An 18,724-nucleotide genomic window follows, 5' to 3' on the forward strand; every position below is an offset into this window, starting at 1 on the left:
GCTTTATGAGTTCAGAACCTAGCGCGACCTAGCGCCGCCGCTGGGTCGCCCTCCAGGCCGTGAACTCATCGATATTGTCCAGCCGGCGCAGGACCTTGTTCTGCGGGTCGATCAGCACATGGCTGTGCGGGCCCACGCCCCGGACCTCGCCGCGCCCGCCGGTCATGGCCACGGTCTGAACCTGGCCGTCGACCGAGACCTCGACCGGCATGGGGAAGGCGCTGCCGTCGCCGACCACCCATTCCAGCATCAGCCGGTCGCCCTGTTGCCACGACACCAGATCGGGCAGTGCGGCCTGATACAGATAGCCGTTGAAGAACCAGCCCAGATCCTGACCGGTGACCTCATTGACGATGGCCAGAAAGTCCGGCGTCGAGGCATAGCGCGGCTCGAAATTGCCCGGGCGGGGGTCGGGGCGGCCATAGACCAGCCGGGTGACCGATTCGAAGAAGGCCTCGTCGCCGATCAGCATGCGCAGCGAGTGCATGATCAGCGAGCCCTTGCGATAGATGTCGCCGCCGGGGCCGCGGTCGTCCTCATAGACCTCTTCCTCGGTCATCGGCTGGCCCGAGACGATGGGGAAGCGGTTGGCCAGGCCCAGCCGCTGTTCCAGAAGGGCTGCCTGATAATACTGCTCGCCGTTCAGCCAGCGCGTGTAGAGCGGCTGCATATAGGTCCCCAGCCCCTCGTGCAGCCACATGTCGTCCCAGTTGACGTTGGTCAGCTGGTTGCCGAACCACTCATGCGCAAGCTCGTGCTGCAACAGCCAGTCATAGCCGTTGTGATCCTTGCGATAGTTGTTGCCATAGGCGTTGATGGTCTGGTGCTCCATGCCCAGGTGCGGGGTCTCGACCACGCCCATCTTCTCGTCGCCGAACGGGAACGGGCCGACCGTCGCCTCAAAGAAATCCAGCTGCTCGGGGAATTCGGCAAACAGTGCCGCGGCCTTGTCCGGATCGGTGCTGTTCAGGTGCCAGAAATACATCGGAATCGTATTGCCGAACCGGCTCTCATAGGTGCCCGACAGCTCGACGTACGGCCCGACCGTCAGCGAGATGGCATAGTTGTTGGGCTGGTCTGCGGTCCAGTTCCAGGTGGTCCAGCCGTCGCCGTGGTCCTCCTTACCGAGGAAGCGGCCATTGGCGGGCGCCGACAGGTCGGACGGAATGGTGATGTGCAGGTCGACCCGGCCCGGCTCGGCCATCGGATGGTCGATGCAGGGCCAGAACAGGTCACAGCCGTCGCCCTGGATCGCGGTGGCGATCCACGGCTCTCCGCCCGGCGCGGTCGACCAGACAAAGCCCCCGTCCCAGGGCGCATTGCGCGCCACATGCGGCTTGCCGGCATAGGCGATGCGCAGATCGACCGACTGCCCGGCGCGCAGGCGGCGCGGCAGGCTGATGGTCATCCGGCCTTCGGGGTTGCCCCAGTCGTTCGGCGACAGGACGCGCCCGTCGATGGCCACTTCCGAGACGTCGAACCGGGTGTCCAGCTCGACCACCAGCCGGTCCAGCGGCGCCGTCGCCGTGAAGGTCAGGGTGGCGACGCCCTCGATGGCCTTGTCGTCCGGCATGACCTTGATCGCCAGATCCGCCACATCGAACCGCATGGCCAGCTGTTCCGGCGTGCGCGGCCCGCCCGTGTCCATGGTGAATTCGGTCGAGGTCCGCTGTTCGGTCGCCTCCTGCGCCAGCACCGGGGCGCTCGCGCCGAAGCTCAGGCCAAGCGCGGCCATCGAGACCAGAAGGGGGCGGAACGATACGGTCACGGGCGTCTCCGGCAGCGCGGCAAGGGGCAAGGCCGGACCTTAGCCAGCGGACCGGAAAAGAAAAAGGCTATAGTCAGGTCGGGTGTTTGCTGCCGATCAAGGGTCAGTTCTGCCCAATGGAAGGAGCCGGCGGCGCTGGGGCCGGGACAGGCGCAGGTGCGGTTACGGGCGTCGTGGTTTTAACGGTGCCATCAGCGCTCACAACGACTACCACAACGGTAGGAGGAGGCGAAGCTGACGCTGCCTTCTCTTCCTTGGCCGGCGCCTTCAGAAAGAGTGCTGACGAGATTGCCAACGCGATAAGTGCAACCAGAGCGATCAAGAAAATCGCATCTTGAATGGGTGAGCCGCGCCTGCTGGTCATTCTTTGCTCCCGCCTTGATTGCCCATCCCGTAAACGATCCGCTCCATGAGGGCCTGCACGTCCTCGATCTGCATCCGCTTGGCCAAGATCATGAGGATGATCAACTCCAAGATCATCACCACGATGGGCAAGGCGGGATTGCTGACTGATCTGAACCAGAGCACGTCGATCAGAACAGTGCAGACCACAATCCAGATGAAGCGTTCTTCGAGTCGTGCATCCTTCAGGCGAACGACTTCCTCTTGGATATGAGCGAACGCCTCGTCCTTCCCACTGTCATCATCGCCTTGGAGGTCGGTGAAGGACTCTTCAGACATTCATACGATCCTGATATTCTTTCAAAATGTCGGGATCGGGAATCTTCACCCCCATCGAGCCCGGCACATAGTGTTTCGCCCACGCCCCATTTTTCCAGTGCGTGATGGAAACTAGCTGACCCGCTGTTTTCTTGGACAGCTGGTCGTAAGCATCGTCCAGCATCTGCGCTCGATCTGCGTCTTTCACCTCGCCCACACCAAAGAACACGTCTTTGATCGGGCCGCTTCCGAAGGACTTGACCTGACTGTAGAGGGTGGGAAGCACCGGGCCGTAATCCCAAGCTTCAAAAGTGCCGTTGAGGAGGCGTTCACGGTGCTTACCCATGAACACCATCTGAGCCAGATAGAGCATCTTCTGGAGTTCTAGGTTGGTGACAGTCCAGTCGCTCCGCTCGCATATCCGGCGGGCGGCGGCGAAAGTGCTAACATGGTCAGCCATATGCGTACCTCCCTAAGTTCTCTATTCGTTCCGCAATATGTAGATATAAGCCAAATTGCCTGCCAATTGAAGGACGGGCCGTTTGCCGGGTCCAAATAGGAATATGAGCTCCGTCGACTGTCCTCTCGGGCGACCATCGGGCCTCGCGTCAGCTTGGTAGGGGCGACGAACTCGGTTGGCGTCCAGCCAAGAAAAAAGGCCGGTGTTTCCACCGGCCTTTCCGAATTCTGGCTGATCCGCAGGGATCAGGAGGCTTGCTGCTCGGCCAGCTTGGCCTTCACCTGGCGCTTGATGCGCTGGGCGGCGGTCGACAGCTTTTCGTCGCGCGCCTTGACGATGAAGGCGTCCAGGCCACCCTTGTAGTCCAGGGTGCGCAGGGCGGCGTTCGAGATACGCAGGCTGAAGGTCTGGCCCAGCGACTCCGACGCGACCTTGACGGTCTTCAGCGACGGCAGGAACCGGCGCTTGGTCTTGATGTTCGAGTGGCTGACCGAATGGCCGACCATCGGGCCGATCCCGGTGAGTTCGCAACGACGCGACATGGACTGATCCTCATTGGCGCCATGGTGCAAAAGACACCGGGCACGAAACATTGGGTGCACGCGAAACCCTGTCCCGCGCGAGAGGCGGTCGTATAGAGGAGGAGGGGGCCGGGCGTCAAGGCCGCGCGCGGGGGATTCCGGCGGGGGAATGTGCTTGCCCCAACGGCACAATTACGGATCGTTCAGCCGCCGTTCAATTGCGGACACATACTCAGGCCATATATCGATCTCCGAGCTTTCAGAGAGGGCTGACATGACGAACACACAAGGCCGCACCCGCTTCCTCGCCCGCGCGCTCCCGATTGCGGGCGGAGCACTGGCACTGGGCATGCTGATGACCGTGCCGTCGTCGGCGACCTCGCCCCAGGCCGCAGGCACGCCGCTGCCCGGCTATTGGGAATATACGACCAGCGCGCTCGGCATCCGCGATACCGAGACCAAATGCGTCCGTCCCAGCGAGATCACCCGCTTCTTCAGCGGCCTGTCGACCCGGCGCTGGTCCTGCACCTATCCGGTGCGTGAGGTCGGCAACGGACAGGCGCGCTTCGAGGGCATCTGCCGCGACCACAAGGACCGCACAGTGCGCGTCCGCCTGAACGGTCCGTACGCGCCCGAAAGCTTCCGCTTCAACGGCGGCGCCCAGTTGGCACGTGGCACGCCCTATATCCCGGCAAGCATTACCGCCCGCCGGATCAGCGCCACCTGCCCGGCCGGCGCCGAATATTTCTGATCAAAGCGGCGCGGCCTTGGCCACGACATAGGCATGCGTTTCGCCGTCGGCATTGATCAGGCTGACGTATTCCCCGGCCACGAACCGCTCTTCGCCAAAGCGAAAGCCGGTGGCGTCGGGCGCGTCCTCGGGGGCCAGGTCCAGCAGCCATTTGCCGCCGGGGCCCTGACGCAGGGTCCCGGTGGCGATGGTCTGATTGTCCTCGAACCGGCGGACGTGAAGGCGGTCTGACTGGTCCCGGCATCCCGCAGCATCCAGCCGGCCGTCTGCATCCAGCACCGCGACGATGTCCCAGCCGTCCTGCGGGTTGCCGGCCGGCGAGCCGGGCTCGCGCGCCAGTTCAAGACGGATGTGGGTCAGGGTCGAGGTCATGGCGGGCTCCCGCGTCTGGTCACTTCCACACCGGAGGCGACGTCGTGATGAATAGGGCTCATAGTGACCAACGTCCGGGACACCGGCCTTGATCCACATCAAGGTCACCGCATCGGGTCCATGCTGGGCTTGAGCGGCCCGACCGGGAGTTCAGTCATGCGCGCACCGATCCTTTTCCCCCTTGTTGCTGCTGCGGTGGCGGCTCTGGCGGCCTGTGCGGCCTTCCCCGACGCCCCGTCTTCATCCGAGGCCCCGGAGGCCCGCGCAGAGGCGTCTGCAGAGTCCGTCATGCGGGGCCAGGTCCTTGCCCAGACCCGTTGCGCCGCCTGTCATGCCACAGGCTCCACCGGCGCCAGCCCCATGGCCGAGGCCCCGCCGTTCCGTGACCTGCACGACACCTATCCCGTCCGCTTCCTGCAGGAAGCCCTGGCCGAGGGCCTGACCACCGCCCACCCCGCCATGCCCCAGGTCGAGCTCCAGCCTGACGAGATCCGCGACCTGATCGCGTATCTCGAATCGCTCGAGGCCGGCTGAGAGGGCGCACGAAAAAAGGCCCCGGATCGCTCCGGGGCCTTCATTCTTCTCAGCCTGTTGCCTGAACTCAGGCCGCTTCGGCGGCGGCCGGGGCCGGCGGGGCCTTCTTGGCGCTCAGCGACTTGGCCAGCAGTTCGACGGCCGCGTCCTTGTCGATGCGGTTGGCGGCGGCGACTTCGCGAGCCATGCGATCCAGGGCCGATTCGTACAGCTGGCGCTCCGAATAGGACTGTTCCGGCTGGGTGTCGGCGCGGTGCAGGTCGCGTACCACTTCGGCGATCGAGATCAGGTCGCCCGAGTTGATCTTGGCCTCATATTCCTGGGCGCGACGCGACCACATGGTGCGCTTGATGCGGGCGCGGCCCTTCAGCGTCACCAGGGCGCGGCTGACGACATCCTCGGCGGCCAGCGAGCGCAGACCGGCGGTCTTGGCCTTGTTGGTCGGGACGCGCAGGGTCATTTTCTCGTGGTCAAAGGTTACGACATAGACTTCCAGGGTCATGCCCGCGACTTCCTGGGTCTCGACAGCGGCGACCTTGCCGACACCGTGAGCCGGATAGACGACCGCGTCGCCAACCTTGAATTCAAGACCACTCTTGCTCGTCATGTCATTTCCTTTCACGGACGCAGACGATCGCAATTCACCTCGGCATCGAAGACGACCTGTCCCGTCCGGCAAAGCGGCGCCGGCAGACTGTCGATCTCAGATGCGGAAACGGATCACCAAACCTCTGGCCGCCCCGGTTTATGTCGGGGTTCTATCGTCACTCCGGATGGTGCGAGCGCGTCGCGGGCCATCCGACCGAATGAGATCAATCTATCACAAAAAGCGGAAAATTCAAAATATCCCCAAGCATGACCATGGGGGAGGGGCATATTGTGACCGGAATGGGGCCGTCGGCTGCCTATCCGTTGCGCAAAACCGCCGTCAGGAGCCCTTGCCCGGCTTTTCCGAGAAGTATTTTTCGAACTTTCCGGTCTCTCGCTCGAACTCTTCAGCGTCGGCAGGCGGTGCGCCCTTGACGGTGATGTTCGGCCAGATCTTGGCAAAGTCGGCGTTGACCTTCAGCCATTTGCCGTCCGGCTCGTCCTCGGTATCGGGCTTGATGGCATCGACCGGGCACTCGGGTTCGCAGACGCCGCAGTCGATGCATTCGTCCGGCGCGATCACCAGAAAATTCTCGCCCTCATAGAAGCAGTCGACCGGGCACACCTCGACGCAATCCATGAATTTGCAGCGGACGCAGGCGTCGGTGACGATGTAGGTCATGAACGAAACCGGGGGTCGGAGGATCAGCCGGGGGCCGGACGGGGCAGATGGCCCCCGATCGCGCCGGTGTCAACCATCCGCGCCCTCAGGGGACGGTCGGGTCAGGTCTACATACAGGCCCGCCGCCTCGGTCGGGGGCCCGCGCCGCGTCCCGAACGCGACGATCCGCGCCTCGACCAGCCGCTCGCCCCGCATCAGGGTCACCACATCGCCCGGCCGCACGCGATAGCCCGCCTTGGACATGCGCGCCTGCTGCCCCGCCCGGGTCAGCCGCACCCGGCCCTTTTCGATAATGCGCGCGGCCTCGGTCCGGGTCGGCGACAGCCGCGCCCGCCACAGCCACACATCTAGGCGGCAGATCTCGGCGCTGTCGCTCATGTGCCTCCCGTTGGCGAGCGGGCGCGGCGCGGGCGGCGGCGCTTGGTCCGGGCAGCCGGATCCAGCGGCGCAGCCAAAGCCCGCAGGACCGCGAACGGGGAGTCCTTCACCGGCTTCGGAGTCTGTCCCGGTCGATCGGGTTGCCGCGCGCGGGTCGTCTTCAGGGCGGCAATCAAGGCCGTGGCCTCGCCGATGGTCATGCCAAGGTCCCGCAGATCGTCTGCGGACAGCGTGCCCTTTCCGGCCGCCCGCCGTTCGGCCATCGCCTCCAGCAGTTCGACCGGGGCGACGTATCGACCCACCGCGCGCAGACCGAAGGCCGACAACCTCCGCGGCGGCGGGGCGGGAGACGGCAATAACGTCACGCCCTCGCTCCGCCCCCGGAACGCCCATCCGCCGGTGAACGCCTGCGCGACCTCGCGGGGGCGGGGCTTCAACAGGGCCGGCAGCCAGACGGAATGGGCCCCCATGCGCACGCCGAATGTCCGCAGTGTGCGGCGTTCAGCCTGGCTGAGCGCGGCCAGATCGCGCTCTACGTCGGCCCTGTCGATGACGCCCCCCGCCTCAAGCAGACGGAAGGCCAGCCCGCGCGGCAGTCCCTTCAGGGCGCCGCTCTCGATCGCCGTCTTCAGTCGCTTCAGGGGTTTCAGCGCCCGGCCTGTCTCGCCCGCCAGCCAGGCCTCAAGCCGACGCTGCGCCCTTTCACGTGCCGCTGCTGAACCCAACTCCCCCAGCAGCCGGACTCGCGGCGCGAACCAGTCCCCACCGGGGTCTATCTGCCCTGCCCAAACGCCGCGCCACAGCACCGCGCCTTCGGGCGTCACGCCAAAGGCCTCATCCGGTTCGGCCGCCAGTCGCCCCAGCCGTCGTTCGATCTCCGGCGCCACGGCCTGTCGCGCGGCCCGGCCCAGCGCCCGCGTCTCCAGCGCGCTGGCCCCCGCCTCGGCCTTGAAGCTGATACCGGTCAGCCGCCCGACGGCCTGCCCCTCGACCGAGACCTCGCCGTCGTCAGAGACTTGCGTGTCGGCCTCGCCATAGTCCTTCAGCGCCTGCATCAGCACTGTCGTGCGCCGGTCGACAAAACGCGCCGTCAGCCGCTCGTGCAACACATCCGACAGCCGGTCTTCCAGCGCCCGCGTCCGCTCGCGCCAGTGGCCCGCCGCCTCCAGCCAGCCGGGCCGGTTGGCGATGTAGCTGAGCGTCCGCACCCCCGCCAGCCGCGCCGAGATGCGGTCGATCTGCCCCTCATCATTGTCCAGTCCGGCAAAACGGCCCGCGAACCAGTCCTCGGTCACCCGACCGCCCGGCCCGGTCAGCGCCTCGAACAGATGCATGACCAGTTGGAAATGCTCCTCCGGCGTGGTCTTGGGAAAGTCCGGCATCTGGCAGCAGTCCCACAGCCGCATCAGACTGCCGCGCGACCGGGCGATGCGCTGCACATCGTCCTCGCGCGCGGCCCGCCTCAGCAGCACCTCATCCAGCGCCGGCGCCGACAGCACCAGCCCGGGCCAGTCCGGCCGGGTCTCCAGCGAGCGGATCAGGGCCGGCAGGCTGTCAAAATCCAGCCGGCCATTCCGCCATTCCGCCGCCCGCACCGGATCGAACCGGTGCTCGACCACCTGTTCGACCAGGTCGGGATCAAGGTCGGTCGCCTGGGCCGTCACGCCAAAGGTGCCGTCGCGCAGGTGCCGTCCCGCCCGCCCTGCGATCTGGCCGATCTCATGCGCATGCAGGTGCCGCGTCCGCCGCCCGTCGAACTTCTTCAGCCCGGCAAAGGCCACATGGTCGACATCCATGTTCAGTCCCATGCCGATGGCATCGGTCGCCACGAGGAAATCCACCTCCCCCGTCTGGAACAAAGCCACCTGGGCATTGCGGGTGCGGGGGCTCAGCGCGCCCATGACCACCGCGGCCCCGCCCCTCTGACGCCGCAACAGTTCGGCGATGGCGTAAACCTGCTCGGCCGAAAACGCGACGACCGCCGACCGCCGGGGCAGGCGGGTCAGCTTGGCCGGCCCGGCATAGCTCAGCTGCGACAGCCGCTCCCGGTGCCGGATCTCGGCCTCGGGCACCAGCCGCCGGATCAGCGGCGCCATGGTCCCGGCGCCCAGGAACATGGTCTCGAACCGGCCCCGGGCATGCAGCAGCCGGTGGGTGAACAGATGCCCCCGCTCGGGATCGGCAACCAGCTGGATCTCATCGACCGCCACAAAGTCGACCGCCCGGTCCATCGGCATGGCCTCGACCGTACAGACGAAATAGCGCGGCCGCTCGGGGACGATCTTCTCTTCGCCGGTGATCAGGGCGACCGAAGCCGCGCCTCGCTGGCGCACCACCCGCTCATAGACCTCCCGCGCCAGAAGCCGCAGCGGCAGGCCGATCATCCCCGAGGCATGGCCCAGCATCCGCTCGACCGCCAGATGGGTCTTGCCGGTATTGGTGGGCCCCAGCACCGCCACAACCTGCGCTGCCGACTGACCTGTGGGGCGATCATTCATGACAGGCTCAAGGTGGGGCGGGTCGCGGCCGGACTCAACCGGCTAAATCGTCCCGCCCGCCGTGCCGGCCGGATTAACAGGCCAGCGCGCGTCCGTGGAACAAGCGCGAAACGAATCAGGACCGAATCACTGACACCCGTCGATTCGGGGTTTGTTCACCGCAACATATTGTATCTTAATGCCGATTAACCACAACCGTCGACCGGGCCGGCGGGCCGATCCGCAGGTTTTTCGAGGCAGATACCACCCGGACGCTTCCCCTGTTTCCCGCGACCCGCTAGGTCCTCGCCCGACGGCCCCGTAGCTCAGCTGCATAGAGCAAGGCTTTCCTAAAGCCGAGGTCGCAGGTTGGAGTCCTGCCGGGGTCGCCAGTTCTTGATTTGTTCCCATACGCGCCCCATACTCCCGGCCATGGCCGAGACAACAGTCCGCAAGGCGCCCAAGGGCAGGGGCGCGCGCTCCAATGCCACCGGTCGCTATGAGCCACACGTGGCCGAGGCCATGGACGACGGCTGGACTTCTGACGATGCCGAGGTCGCCCCCCTGCGCACCGAACAGCTGATCGAGCGGCCCAAAACCATCATCTCGAAGAACACCAGCCCGGATGTGGGCTTTGACCGCTCGATCAACCCCTACAAGGGCTGCGAGCACGGCTGTATCTACTGCTACGCCCGGCCGTCCCATGCCTGGATGGGCCTGTCCCCGGGGCTGGATTTCGAGAGCCGGATCTTCGTCAAGCCCGACGCCGCCCGTCTGCTGGAACGGGAGCTGTCCCACCCGAAATACGTCTGCAAACGCATCCATGTCGGCGGCAACACCGACCCTTACCAGCCGGTCGAGGACGAGCGGCAGACGACCCGCAGCCTTCTGCAGGTCATGCAGCGCTTCAACCAGCCGTTCAGCCTTATCACCAAGTCGTTCCGCGTGACCCGCGACCTCGACATCCTCGGGCCCATGGGGCGGGAGAACCTGGCCCAGGTGTTCGTCTCGATCACCACGCTCGACCGGTCGCTGGCCCGCACGATGGAGCCGCGCGCCTCGACCCCCGAACGACGGCTGGAGGCGATCAAGCGCCTGGCCGACGCCGGCGTGCCCGTGGGCGTCGGCTTCGCCCCGGTCATCCCGGGCCTCAACGACCACGAGCTTGAGGATGTGTTGAAGGCGGCGGCCCAGGCGGGGGCGACCCGCGCCATGTATGTCACCCTGCGCCTGCCGCTCGAGATCAAGGACCTGTTCCGCGAATGGCTCGAGGACGCCCGCCCCGACCGCGCCCGCCGCGTCATGTCGCTGATCCGCCAGACGCGCGGGGGCAAGGATTATGACGCCGACTGGTCCCAGCGGATGAAGGGCACCGGCCCCGTCGCCCAACTGATCGCCACCCGCTATCGCGCCGCCGCAAAACGCTATGGCCTCGATGCGCCCCAGCCCCTGCTGGACATCACCCGTTTCAAGGTCCCGCCTGAGTTCCGCCCCCAGATGGACCTGTTCGACGGGACGTGAGGCTTACCGCCGGAAGGTCCCGACCAGTTCGACGTGGGCGGACCACAGGAACTGATCGATGGGGGTGACGGCTTCCAGCACAAATCCGGCCTCGACCAGCAGCCGGGCGTCGCGGGCAAAGGTCACGGGGTTGCACGACACCCCGACCACGGTCGAGGCGCCCGAGACCGCGATCTGCTCGACCTGGGCCTGGGCCCCGGCGCGCGGCGGGTCGAACACCACCGTGTCGATGCCCTTCAGATCGTGGGGCGTCAGCGGGCGGCGGAACAGGTCGCGGGCCACCGCCTCGATCGGCGACAGGCCCTTCAGCCCCGCGCGCCCGGCCTTCAGCGCGGCGATCCCGCCCTCGGCGGCGTCGGCGGCCAGCACCGGGGCGACCGAGGCCAGAGGGAAGGTAAAGGTGCCCGCGCCACAGAACAGGTCGGCGATCCGACGGGCGCCCTTCACGCCCTCCAGCACCCGGGCGACCATGGCGGCCTCGGCCTCAGGCACGGCCTGCAGGAAGCCGCGGGGGGGCAGGGTGACCTCGGCGGGGCCGAAGCGGACCCGCGGCGCGCGACGCATGGCCAGCACCTCGCCCGCCAGGCTCAGCCGCGCCAGATCGGCGGCCTCGGCGGCGCGGATGGCCTGCTGGCGGCGGTCGGCGGGCAGGCCGCCCGAGCGCCGCTCGACCCCGGTGACATCGACGTCCAGACCGGTCTCGGTCAGGGTCACGTGCAGGGTCGGGGCGGACCTGGGGTGGTCGAGGAAGGCGGCGGCCACCGGGATCAGTCGGGGGAGGGCCTCGACCAGTCGCGGGTCGGCGATCACGCAGGTCTGGATGGGCACCAGCGCCCACGAGCGCCGCCCCTTGAAGCCGAGGGAGACGGTGCCGTCGGCGGCGCGCCGGGCATGCAGGGCCAGCCGCCGCCGGGTCGCGGGCGGAATGCCGACGGTCGGCCGGATGTCGGTCTCCAGCGATTGCCGGCCCAGCGCCAGCCGCACCTGCTCGCCCTTCCAGGCCAGATAGGGTTCGGTCTGCCAGTGCTGCAGGGCACAGCCGCCGCAGGTGCCGAAATGGGGGCAGGGCGGCACCTGCCGCTCGGGCGAGGGCGCGACCAGCGTCAGCCCCTCGGCGCGGCCGTCGCGGACCTCGGCCTCGATCACCTCGCCCGCCAGGGTCAGGGGGGCGAACACCGGACCGGGGGCCACCCCGTCGCCCTGGGCGCCCACATGGGAAATCGTCAGCCGTTCACGCATGGCGCCTCCAAGCAGCTTTCGCGGCCCAGAGCAAACCGGCGTCCCCGCCCGAAACCTGAACGAAGATGAACGGCCCGCTCAAATGCCGTTCAGTCGCAGCCCCCTATACCGGTCATCACAGGGGGCACGACGCCCCCAAGGAATTGAGGAGCTCGCGATGCGCAAGACCCTGACCCGTGCCGGTATCATGGCCTCGGCGATCGCTGCCGCGGGCCTGATGGCCGCCAGCCCGACCGCCGCCCAGAGCTATGGCCAGCCATACGGTTATGGCCAGGGATACGGCCAGTCCTATCCGCAGCAGTCCTGGTGCCAGTCGGACCGGCAACAGCGTCAGGCCGCCGGTGCCACCTTTGGTGCCGTCCTGGGCGCCGTGGCCGGATCCCAGGTCAGCGCCCGGGGCAGGCGCACCGAAGGCAGCGTCATCGGTGGCGTACTGGGGGCCGTGATCGGTGCCGGAGTGGGCGGAGGCTCCGGCCAGTGCCAGTCCGGCTATGACCAGCGCGGCTATGCCAATCAGGGCTATGGCTATGACGATCGCGGCTACGACAACCGCAGCTATGGGTACCAGCAGCCCCAGCGCCGCCAGCCCTACGGCTACAATCAGGGCTACCCTGATCGCCGCTACGATGATCGCCGCTACGACGATCGCGGATACGACGACCGGGGTTACGACGACCGTCGCTATGACGATCGCGCCCGGGGTCAGGACTGCCGCCTGAGTGAAAGCACCATCCGTCTTCCCGATGGCCGTCTGGAGCAGCGCTACGTCCGCGCCTGCCGCGACGCCCGGGGTCAGTATCGCGTCGTCGACTAATTTCAGCCCCCCTGTCTGTCGACGACGTGGAGGGACGCCGCCGGAGGAGCAATCCACCGGCGGCGTCTCCTCAATTTTGGGGGCCTCTGGCCCACAGCAGATATTCGACATTGCCGTCGCCGCCGGTGACGGGGCTTTCGGCTGAGGCCTGAACGGTCCAGCCCAGCGCCTCCAGCCCGGCGGACACCCGCGCCAGCGCCGCCTGACGCGCCTCGGGGTCGCGCACCACCCCGCCCCGCCCGACGTCCCTGGGCCCGTCCGCCTCGAACTGGGGTTTGACCAGCGCCACGAGGTCCGCACCCGGCGCCGCCAGCGACAGCGGCACGGGCAGCACCTTCAACAGGCTGATGAAGCTGGCGTCACAGACGATCAGCCCCGGCGCCGGATCGATCTGTTCCGCCGTCAGGTCCCGCGCATCCGTGCGCTCCAGCACCACGACGCGGGGGTCGGCCGCGATCCGGTCGTGCAGCTGGCCGTGGCCGACATCGACGGCATGAACCCGGGCTGCCCCCCGGATCAGGCAGACCTCGGTAAAGCCGCCGGTCGAGGCGCCGACGTCCAGCACGCTCCGCCCCTCGACCACGATGGGCCACAGCGTCAGGGCGTGATCCAGCTTCAGCGCCCCCCGCCCCACAAACGGATGGGCGGCCTCGGCTTCAATCGAGGCATCCTCGGGGACCTTGGCCGCAGGCTTCCGGACCACCTGCCCGGCCACCGTCACGCCGCCCGCCTCAATCGCCGCGCGCGCCTGCGCCCGGCTGTCGAACAGGCCGCGTGAGATCAGCAGCTGGTCGAGGCGAACGCTCACCCCAGCCGGCTCAGTCGCTCCAGAGCCTCCTGCAGCCGCGCCTTGCCGGCTTCGGCCTCGGCCAGCTTGTCGCGTTGCTCCTGCACCACCTCGGGCGCGGCTCGGGAGACGAAGTTCGGGTTGTTCAGCTTCTTGCCGAAGTGGCCGATGTCGCTGTCAAAGGCCGCGATCTCCTTGTTCAGGCGGGCGCGCTCGGCGGCGATATCGACCAGACCGGCCAGCGTCAGGGCCGCCGTGGCACCGCCCGCGACGAAGGTCACCGCCCCCTCGGGCGCGGCCTCGGCGACCGACACCTCGGACACCCGGGCCAGCGTCATCAGGATCTCGCGATAGCGGTCTATGCGGGCGGTGGTCGCCGCGTCCGGGCCGACGAAGCTCAGCGGCGGGCGGGCCGTGGCCACACTCATCTCGCCCTTCAGCGAACGCACGGCCTCGACCGTCTCGATCAGCCAGCTGACCTCGGCTGCCGCCTCCGTATCGATCAGGCTGTCGGCCAGTTCGGGCCAGGCGGCGCCGATGAGCAGGGGCTCGGTGCGCGCCGCGCCATTGTCGGCGGTCTGGGCCCAGAGCTCCTCGGTGATGAAGGGCATGACCGGGTGCATCAGCTTGATGGTCTGGTCCAGCACCCAGGCAGTCATGGCGCGGGTCTCGGCCCCGGCCGCCGCGTCCGAGCCCTGGAACACCGGCTTGGCCAGTTCCAGATACCAGTCGCAGAAGATGTTCCAGACAAAGCGATAGAGGCTGCCCGCCGCATCGTCGAACCGGCCGCCCTCGATGGCGTCCGACACCTCACGTTCAGCCTTGACCAGTTCGCCGCGGATCCAGCGGTTGATGGTGGCCTCGGCGGCCGCCGGGTCAAAACCCTCCACCCGGGCGCAGCCGTTCATCTGAGAAAAGCGCGCGGCATTCCACAGCTTGGTGCCGAAGTTGCGATAGCCCTCGATCCGCTGGCGGCTCAGCTTGATGTCGCGCGTGCCCGACAGGATGGCCATGGTGAAGCGCAGCGGATCGGCGCCCAGATCGTCGATGATCTCCAGCGGGTCGATGACATTGCCCTTGGACTTGCTCATCTTCTGGCCCTTCTCGTCGCGGACGAGGCCATTGATGATGACGCGGTGGAAGGGCACCTCGTCCATGAAGTGCAGGCCCATCATCATCATCCGGGCGACCCAGAAGAAGATGATGTCGGCGGCGGTGACGAGGTCCGAGGTCGGATAGAAGCGCGCAAGGTCTTCCGTCTTCTCCGGCCAGCCCATGGTCGAGAAGGGCCACAGGGCGGAGGAGAACCAGGTGTCGAGGACGTCCTCGTCCTGGGTCAGGAGCTTGCCACCCGCCTGGGCCAGAGCCTCATCCTCGGTCTCGGCGACATAGATCTTGCCGTCGGCGTCATACCAGGCCGGGATGCGGTGCCCCCACCACAGCTGACGCGAGATACACCAGGGCTCAATGTTCCTCAGCCACTCGAAATAGATCTTGGAATAGCTGGCGGGCTCGAAGGTCGTCCGCCCGTCTTCGACCGCCTTGATCGCCGGCTGGGCCAGGGTCTTGGCGTCAACGTACCATTGGTCCGTCAGCCACGGTTCGATGACGACGCCCGAGCGGTCGCCGTGCGGCACCATATGCTTCGTCTTCTCGATGGCCTTCAGCCAGCCCTCTTCCTCGGCGCGGACGACGATGGCCTTGCGCGCCGCAAAGCGGTCCATGCCTTCGTACTCGGCGGGCACATCGGGGCAGTCGGCGGCGGTGATCCGGGCCAGAGAGTCCATGACGTTGAGCGTGGCGAGGCCCGCCCGCTTGCCGACCTGGAAGTCGTTGAAGTCGTGCGCCGGGGTGATCTTGACGGCGCCCGAGCCCTTGGTCGGATCGGCATAGTCATCGGCGACGATCGGCACGCGGCGGCCGGTGATCGGCAGGATCACGGCCTTGCCCACCAGACCGGCATAGCGTGCATCGTCCGGGTGCACGGCCACGCCGGTATCGCCCAGCATGGTCTCGGGCCGGGTGGTGGCGACGACGATGTAATCGCGCGTCTCCCACTCCGTCGCCTTGCCGTCCTCGTCGAAGGTGACCGGGTGCTCATAGGTGACGCCGTCGGCCAGCGGATAGGCGAAATGCCAGTAGGCGCCGTCGACTTCCTTCTGCTCGACCTCGAGGTCCGAGATCGCCGTCTGGAAATGCGGGTCCCAGTTCACCAGCCGCTTGTCGCGATAGATCAGGCCGTCCTTGTGCAACTGCACGAACACCTTGCGGACGGCAGCGTTCAGCCCTTCGTCCAGCGTAAACCGCTCGCGCGACCAGTCGCAGGAGGCGCCCAACCGGCGCAGCTGGCGCACAATGGTGCCACCCGACTCGGCCTTCCACTCCCAGACCTTGTCGATGAAGGCCTCGCGGCCCATGTCGCGCCGCCCGACATTGCCGGCGGCCGCCAGCTGGCGCTCGACCACCATCTGGGTGGCGATCCCCGCATGGTCCGTGCCCGGCAGCCACAGCACGGCCTTGCCGGTCATCCGGTGATAGCGGGCCAGGATGTCCTGCAGCGTATTGTTCAGCGCGTGGCCGATGTGGAGCGAGCCCGTCACGTTCGGCGGCGGAATGACGATCGAATAGGCCCCGGCGGCGCCGTCGGTCGCGGCGGCGTCGCGGGGGGCAAACAGGCCGCTGTCCTCCCACGCCTGGTACAGGCGGGGCTCGGCGCTTTGCGGTTCGAAATTCTTCTCAAGCATGATCGGGCGTTTCTTTTTTGCCCTATCGCTCGGCTCGCGGAGCCTCGCTGTTTGAGGGCGAAAGGTTCTCAATATTTGGCGATAACGAAAAGGGGGCGGCCCCGCTGGAGCCGCCCCCTCAGTCTTTAGGACGAAGTCAGGGTCAGAGGCTAGCGGGGCGCACCGTTCAGCCGCGATACGCGGTCGACTTCCTTGCGTACCTCGGCCTCGACGATGCCCTGAAGGTTGGCGTCGAGCCACTCCTTCAGCATTTCGCGCAGCATGGGACTGAGCATGCTGCGGACCAGTTCATCGATGGTGGCGCTGTTGCCGGCAGGGGCGCTGGACGAGGCGGCGGGTGCCGGGCGCAGGGCGGCGGCGAGGCCGGCAAAGGCGCCGGCGGCCGAGGCAGCGGTCGCGTCGCTGACCAGCGACTCCTCGGACGACGGCGCGGCGCGAGGGGCGGGCTCCGGCTCCGGTTCGGGCTCCGGGGCGGCCTCGTCGACGGGGAAGGGGTCGGCCGAGCCGATATCGAGGTCGCCGAGGGTCTCCTGGGCGGGGGCGGGCTGTTCCTCGGCCGGTTCCTCGGCGGGGGCCTCATAGCGTTCGGTCAGTTCCAGCACATCCTCGGCCGGTTCAGGCTCGCGCGCCGGTTCCGGCTCGGGCTGGGGTTCCGGTTCAGGTTCCGGGGCGGCGGCGGCCGGGGCCGTCTCGGCCGGGGCATCGTCTTCCGAGATGATCCGGCGGATCGACGCCAGGATCTCCTCCATCGTCGGTTCCTGGGCGGTCGGATCAGTCATGTCTCATAACCCCTGGCATGGTCGCTACGCTTACGCGCAGACGGCATCGGAACGGACCGATGCGGCCCCCGTGTGTCCTGTCGTCGCATCAACGGGGCCCGGAATCAACGGACCTTTTTCGCCTCGTTGGTTAATCGAGGATCAGTTGCGCGGCGCGGTCTGGATGGTGTCGCCCTTGAGCTGGGTGTCGATCGGCGCGTCCTCGGCATCATTCGCAGGCACGATCTGCGGGGCGGCGATGCGGTCGATGGCCTCGATCACGCCGTCCCACGGCAGGCCGCCCCGGTTGCGCACGCGCTCATAGTTGACCGCCGGGTCATAGACGTCCTCGGCGGGGACCAGCACGGTGACGTCCAGACGGCCCATGGCCAGCAGCAGCTGGGCCATGGCGACATATTCATTGCGGCGGGCGGTCACGAGCGCAACCTGGGCCGAGCGCAGTTCCAGCTCGCCGTTCAGAACATCGAGGGTGGTGCGCAGGCCGACCTGGGCTTCCTGACGGACGCCCTCGGCGGCGACCGTCGCGGCGCGGACAGCTTCCTCGCCGGCCCGCAGGCTCGAGCGGGCCGAGATCAGCTGGGCATAGGACGAACTGATCGACTGCAGCACACTGCGGCGCTGGCCCTCGATACTGATCTGGGCGGCATTGGCGCGCTCCAGGGCCTGGGACACGCGCGACTGGTTCAGGCCGCCGGTGAACAGCGGCACCGACAGGGTGGCGCCGGCCTGGAAGGTGGTGCGATCGGCCAGGTCAAAGCTGGACAGTTCATTGGTCGAGCCGCCGTAGGAGGCGCTGACCCGCACGGACGGCAGATATTCGGCGCGCGCCAGGGCGACATTGGCCTCGGCCGCGGCCAGGGCATATTCGGCGGCCCGGATGTTGGGGTTCTCGACCAGGCCGATGTCGAGGGCGACGTCAAAGTCGTCCGGTACGCCAGGCAGGGGCGGCAGCGGGGCCAGACGGCCCGGAGTCTGGCCGACGATGGCGGCATAGGAGGCGCGGCTGACCGACAGCTGGGCCTGGGAATTGGCCAGATCGGCCTCGGACTGGGCCAGGCGGGCCTCGGCCTGGGCCACATCGGTGCGGGTGATCTCGCCGACCTCGAAGCGGGCCGAGGCCTCATCCAACTGGCGCTGCAGGACGGTCAGGTTCTCCTGACGGATGCGGACGATCTCCTCGTCGCGCAGCACATCGGCATAGACCTGGATGACGGTGGCCAGCACCTGTTGCTCGACCGAGCGCAGGTCCTCGCGTCCCGCCAGGATGTTGGCCTCGGTGGCGGTGATGCCCAGCGATATGCGACCGCCGGAATACAGGGTTTGCGACAGGCCGATGCTCGCGCCGCCGCTTTCTGTTTCAGTCGTACCCGCCGGCGTTTCGACCTGCGTGTAGTTGGCGCTGGCGCTGACATCGATCGACGGGCGCAGGCCCGAGCGCGCCTGAACGATCGATTCGTCCAGTGCCCGCTGATTGGCGCGTTGGCCCAGCAGGGTCGGATTGGTCCGGTAGGCCATGCGGATGGCGTCGGGCAGGGTGTCCTGGGCCAGCGCCGGCATGGCCAGTCCGGACCCCAGGGCGAGGGCCGCAAGCGAAATCAGCGCACGGGTGCGATTGAACATCTTCATATCCTGCCTGACGCGGCCGGCCC

18 protein-coding genes and 1 tRNA gene are annotated in these 18,724 nt (G+C 67.4%); 5 read left to right on the forward strand and 14 right to left on the reverse strand.

Going from position 1 to position 18,724, the window contains the following annotated elements:
* Positions 1-28 precede the first annotated feature (28 nt).
* From B4K74_RS02645 to rpmB, 4 genes are all read right to left on the reverse strand, one after another.
* On the reverse strand, positions 29-1,768 hold the full coding sequence (locus B4K74_RS02645; protein WP_286691644.1) for a M1 family metallopeptidase: 1,740 nt from the start codon (positions 1,766-1,768) through the stop codon (positions 29-31).
* Positions 1,769-2,128: 360 nt separating this feature from the next.
* Positions 2,129-2,449, reverse strand: coding sequence for a hypothetical protein (locus tag B4K74_RS02650; protein ID WP_286691645.1), 321 nt, complete (start codon positions 2,447-2,449; stop codon positions 2,129-2,131).
* Entirely contained in the window at positions 2,442-2,888 is a 447-nt protein-coding gene (locus B4K74_RS02655) for a Panacea domain-containing protein (protein WP_286691646.1), read from the reverse strand. Before B4K74_RS02655 ends, B4K74_RS02650 begins: the two co-directional genes overlap by 8 nt.
* Before the next feature lie 245 nt (positions 2,889-3,133).
* The gene (gene rpmB, locus B4K74_RS02660; protein WP_123287897.1) at positions 3,134-3,430 is read right to left on the reverse strand and encodes a 50S ribosomal protein L28; all 297 of its coding nucleotides are present in this window, start codon (positions 3,428-3,430) and stop codon (positions 3,134-3,136) included.
* A 253-nt stretch (positions 3,431-3,683) separates the two neighbouring features.
* Between rpmB and B4K74_RS02665 the strand changes: the two genes are divergently transcribed.
* On the forward strand, positions 3,684-4,160 hold the full coding sequence (locus tag B4K74_RS02665) for a DUF3617 domain-containing protein (RefSeq protein WP_286691647.1): 477 nt from the start codon (positions 3,684-3,686) through the stop codon (positions 4,158-4,160).
* Here B4K74_RS02665 and B4K74_RS02670 read toward each other — a convergent pair whose 3' ends face one another.
* A complete protein-coding gene (locus B4K74_RS02670) occupies positions 4,161-4,532 on the reverse strand; it encodes a hypothetical protein (protein WP_123287899.1) in 372 nt (123 codons plus the stop codon).
* 156 nt (positions 4,533-4,688) lie between these two features.
* On the opposite strand from B4K74_RS02670, the gene B4K74_RS02675 reads away from it, so the two are divergent.
* Entirely contained in the window at positions 4,689-5,066 is a 378-nt protein-coding gene (locus tag B4K74_RS02675) for a c-type cytochrome (RefSeq protein WP_286691648.1), read from the forward strand.
* Positions 5,067-5,133: 67 nt separating this feature from the next.
* Here the strand turns inward: B4K74_RS02675 and B4K74_RS02680 are convergent, their stop codons facing one another.
* From B4K74_RS02680 to B4K74_RS02695, 4 genes are all read right to left on the reverse strand, one after another.
* Complete coding sequence (locus tag B4K74_RS02680; protein WP_123287901.1) at positions 5,134-5,673, reverse strand: CarD family transcriptional regulator; 540 nt, start codon at positions 5,671-5,673, stop codon at positions 5,134-5,136.
* 321 nt (positions 5,674-5,994) lie between these two features.
* Positions 5,995-6,336, reverse strand: coding sequence for a ferredoxin FdxA (fdxA, locus tag B4K74_RS02685; RefSeq protein WP_123287902.1), 342 nt, complete (start codon positions 6,334-6,336; stop codon positions 5,995-5,997).
* 69 nt (positions 6,337-6,405) lie between these two features.
* Complete coding sequence (locus tag B4K74_RS02690; protein ID WP_286691649.1) at positions 6,406-6,714, reverse strand: S4 domain-containing protein; 309 nt, start codon at positions 6,712-6,714, stop codon at positions 6,406-6,408.
* Positions 6,711-9,212 carry a helicase-related protein gene (locus tag B4K74_RS02695; RefSeq protein WP_286691650.1) on the reverse strand — a complete coding sequence of 834 codons (2,502 nt, stop codon included), beginning with the start codon at positions 9,210-9,212 and terminating at the stop codon, positions 6,711-6,713. The genes B4K74_RS02690 and B4K74_RS02695 overlap by 4 nt, the downstream gene beginning before the upstream one ends.
* 294 nt (positions 9,213-9,506) lie before the next feature.
* Between B4K74_RS02695 and B4K74_RS02700 the strand changes: the two genes are divergently transcribed.
* Both B4K74_RS02700 and B4K74_RS02705 read left to right on the forward strand, forming a co-directional pair.
* Positions 9,507-9,583: transfer RNA gene (locus tag B4K74_RS02700), tRNA-Arg, on the forward strand.
* Positions 9,584-9,623: 40 nt separating this feature from the next.
* Complete coding sequence (locus tag B4K74_RS02705; RefSeq protein WP_286691651.1) at positions 9,624-10,712, forward strand: PA0069 family radical SAM protein; 1,089 nt, start codon at positions 9,624-9,626, stop codon at positions 10,710-10,712.
* A gap of 3 nt (positions 10,713-10,715) precedes the next feature.
* Here the strand turns inward: B4K74_RS02705 and B4K74_RS02710 are convergent, their stop codons facing one another.
* Positions 10,716-11,951: a class I SAM-dependent RNA methyltransferase gene (locus B4K74_RS02710; protein ID WP_286691652.1), complete on the reverse strand. Its 1,236-nt coding sequence runs from the start codon at positions 11,949-11,951 to the stop codon at positions 10,716-10,718.
* Positions 11,952-12,108: 157 nt separating this feature from the next.
* Between B4K74_RS02710 and B4K74_RS02715 the strand changes: the two genes are divergently transcribed.
* The gene (locus B4K74_RS02715; RefSeq protein ID WP_286691653.1) at positions 12,109-12,765 is read left to right on the forward strand and encodes a hypothetical protein; all 657 of its coding nucleotides are present in this window, start codon (positions 12,109-12,111) and stop codon (positions 12,763-12,765) included.
* A gap of 70 nt (positions 12,766-12,835) precedes the next feature.
* Here B4K74_RS02715 and B4K74_RS02720 read toward each other — a convergent pair whose 3' ends face one another.
* The 4 genes from B4K74_RS02720 to B4K74_RS02735 form a co-directional block, all read right to left on the reverse strand.
* The gene (locus B4K74_RS02720; RefSeq protein WP_286691654.1) at positions 12,836-13,573 is read right to left on the reverse strand and encodes a TlyA family RNA methyltransferase; all 738 of its coding nucleotides are present in this window, start codon (positions 13,571-13,573) and stop codon (positions 12,836-12,838) included.
* Positions 13,570-16,296, reverse strand: a complete 2,727-nt coding sequence (locus B4K74_RS02725) for a valine--tRNA ligase (RefSeq protein ID WP_286691655.1) — start codon at positions 16,294-16,296, stop codon at positions 13,570-13,572. Before B4K74_RS02725 ends, B4K74_RS02720 begins: the two co-directional genes overlap by 4 nt.
* Before the next feature lie 149 nt (positions 16,297-16,445).
* Positions 16,446-17,075 (reverse strand): DUF2497 domain-containing protein, encoded by a 630-nt coding sequence (locus tag B4K74_RS02730; RefSeq protein ID WP_286691656.1) that lies wholly within the window; start codon positions 17,073-17,075, stop codon positions 16,446-16,448.
* Between the two features lie 141 nt (positions 17,076-17,216).
* Positions 17,217-18,695 carry a TolC family outer membrane protein gene (locus B4K74_RS02735; RefSeq protein ID WP_286691657.1) on the reverse strand — a complete coding sequence of 493 codons (1,479 nt, stop codon included), beginning with the start codon at positions 18,693-18,695 and terminating at the stop codon, positions 17,217-17,219.
* Positions 18,696-18,724: the final 29 nt, after the last annotated feature.

Source organism: Brevundimonas sp. UBA2503, from assembly GCF_002341485.1.
GTDB lineage: Bacteria > Pseudomonadota > Alphaproteobacteria > Caulobacterales > Caulobacteraceae > Brevundimonas > Brevundimonas halotolerans.

Excerpts from the sequence above, each read along its gene's own strand:
- fdxA (WP_123287902.1), bottom strand. The coding sequence starts at position 6,336 with ATGACCTACATCGTCACCGACGCCTGCGTCCGCTGCAAATTCATGGAT.
- B4K74_RS02675 (WP_286691648.1), top strand. The coding sequence starts at position 4,689 with ATGCGCGCACCGATCCTTTTCCCCCTTGTTGCTGCTGCGGTGGCGGCT.
- B4K74_RS02705 (WP_286691651.1), top strand. The coding sequence starts at position 9,624 with ATGGCCGAGACAACAGTCCGCAAGGCGCCCAAGGGCAGGGGCGCGCGC.
- B4K74_RS02730 (WP_286691656.1), bottom strand. The coding sequence starts at position 17,075 with ATGACTGATCCGACCGCCCAGGAACCGACGATGGAGGAGATCCTGGCG.
- B4K74_RS02665 (WP_286691647.1), top strand. The coding sequence starts at position 3,684 with ATGACGAACACACAAGGCCGCACCCGCTTCCTCGCCCGCGCGCTCCCG.
- B4K74_RS02715 (WP_286691653.1), top strand. The coding sequence starts at position 12,109 with ATGCGCAAGACCCTGACCCGTGCCGGTATCATGGCCTCGGCGATCGCT.
- B4K74_RS02710 (WP_286691652.1), bottom strand. The coding sequence starts at position 11,951 with ATGCGTGAACGGCTGACGATTTCCCATGTGGGCGCCCAGGGCGACGGG.
- B4K74_RS02735 (WP_286691657.1), bottom strand. The coding sequence starts at position 18,695 with ATGTTCAATCGCACCCGTGCGCTGATTTCGCTTGCGGCCCTCGCCCTG.
- B4K74_RS02650 (WP_286691645.1), bottom strand. The coding sequence starts at position 2,449 with ATGTCTGAAGAGTCCTTCACCGACCTCCAAGGCGATGATGACAGTGGG.
- rpmB (WP_123287897.1), bottom strand. The coding sequence starts at position 3,430 with ATGTCGCGTCGTTGCGAACTCACCGGGATCGGCCCGATGGTCGGCCAT.
- B4K74_RS02680 (WP_123287901.1), bottom strand. The coding sequence starts at position 5,673 with ATGACGAGCAAGAGTGGTCTTGAATTCAAGGTTGGCGACGCGGTCGTC.
- B4K74_RS02725 (WP_286691655.1), bottom strand. The coding sequence starts at position 16,296 with ATGCTTGAGAAGAATTTCGAACCGCAAAGCGCCGAGCCCCGCCTGTAC.
- B4K74_RS02690 (WP_286691649.1), bottom strand. The coding sequence starts at position 6,714 with ATGAGCGACAGCGCCGAGATCTGCCGCCTAGATGTGTGGCTGTGGCGG.
- B4K74_RS02655 (WP_286691646.1), bottom strand. The coding sequence starts at position 2,888 with ATGGCTGACCATGTTAGCACTTTCGCCGCCGCCCGCCGGATATGCGAG.
- B4K74_RS02670 (WP_123287899.1), bottom strand. The coding sequence starts at position 4,532 with ATGACCTCGACCCTGACCCACATCCGTCTTGAACTGGCGCGCGAGCCC.
- B4K74_RS02695 (WP_286691650.1), bottom strand. The coding sequence starts at position 9,212 with ATGAATGATCGCCCCACAGGTCAGTCGGCAGCGCAGGTTGTGGCGGTG.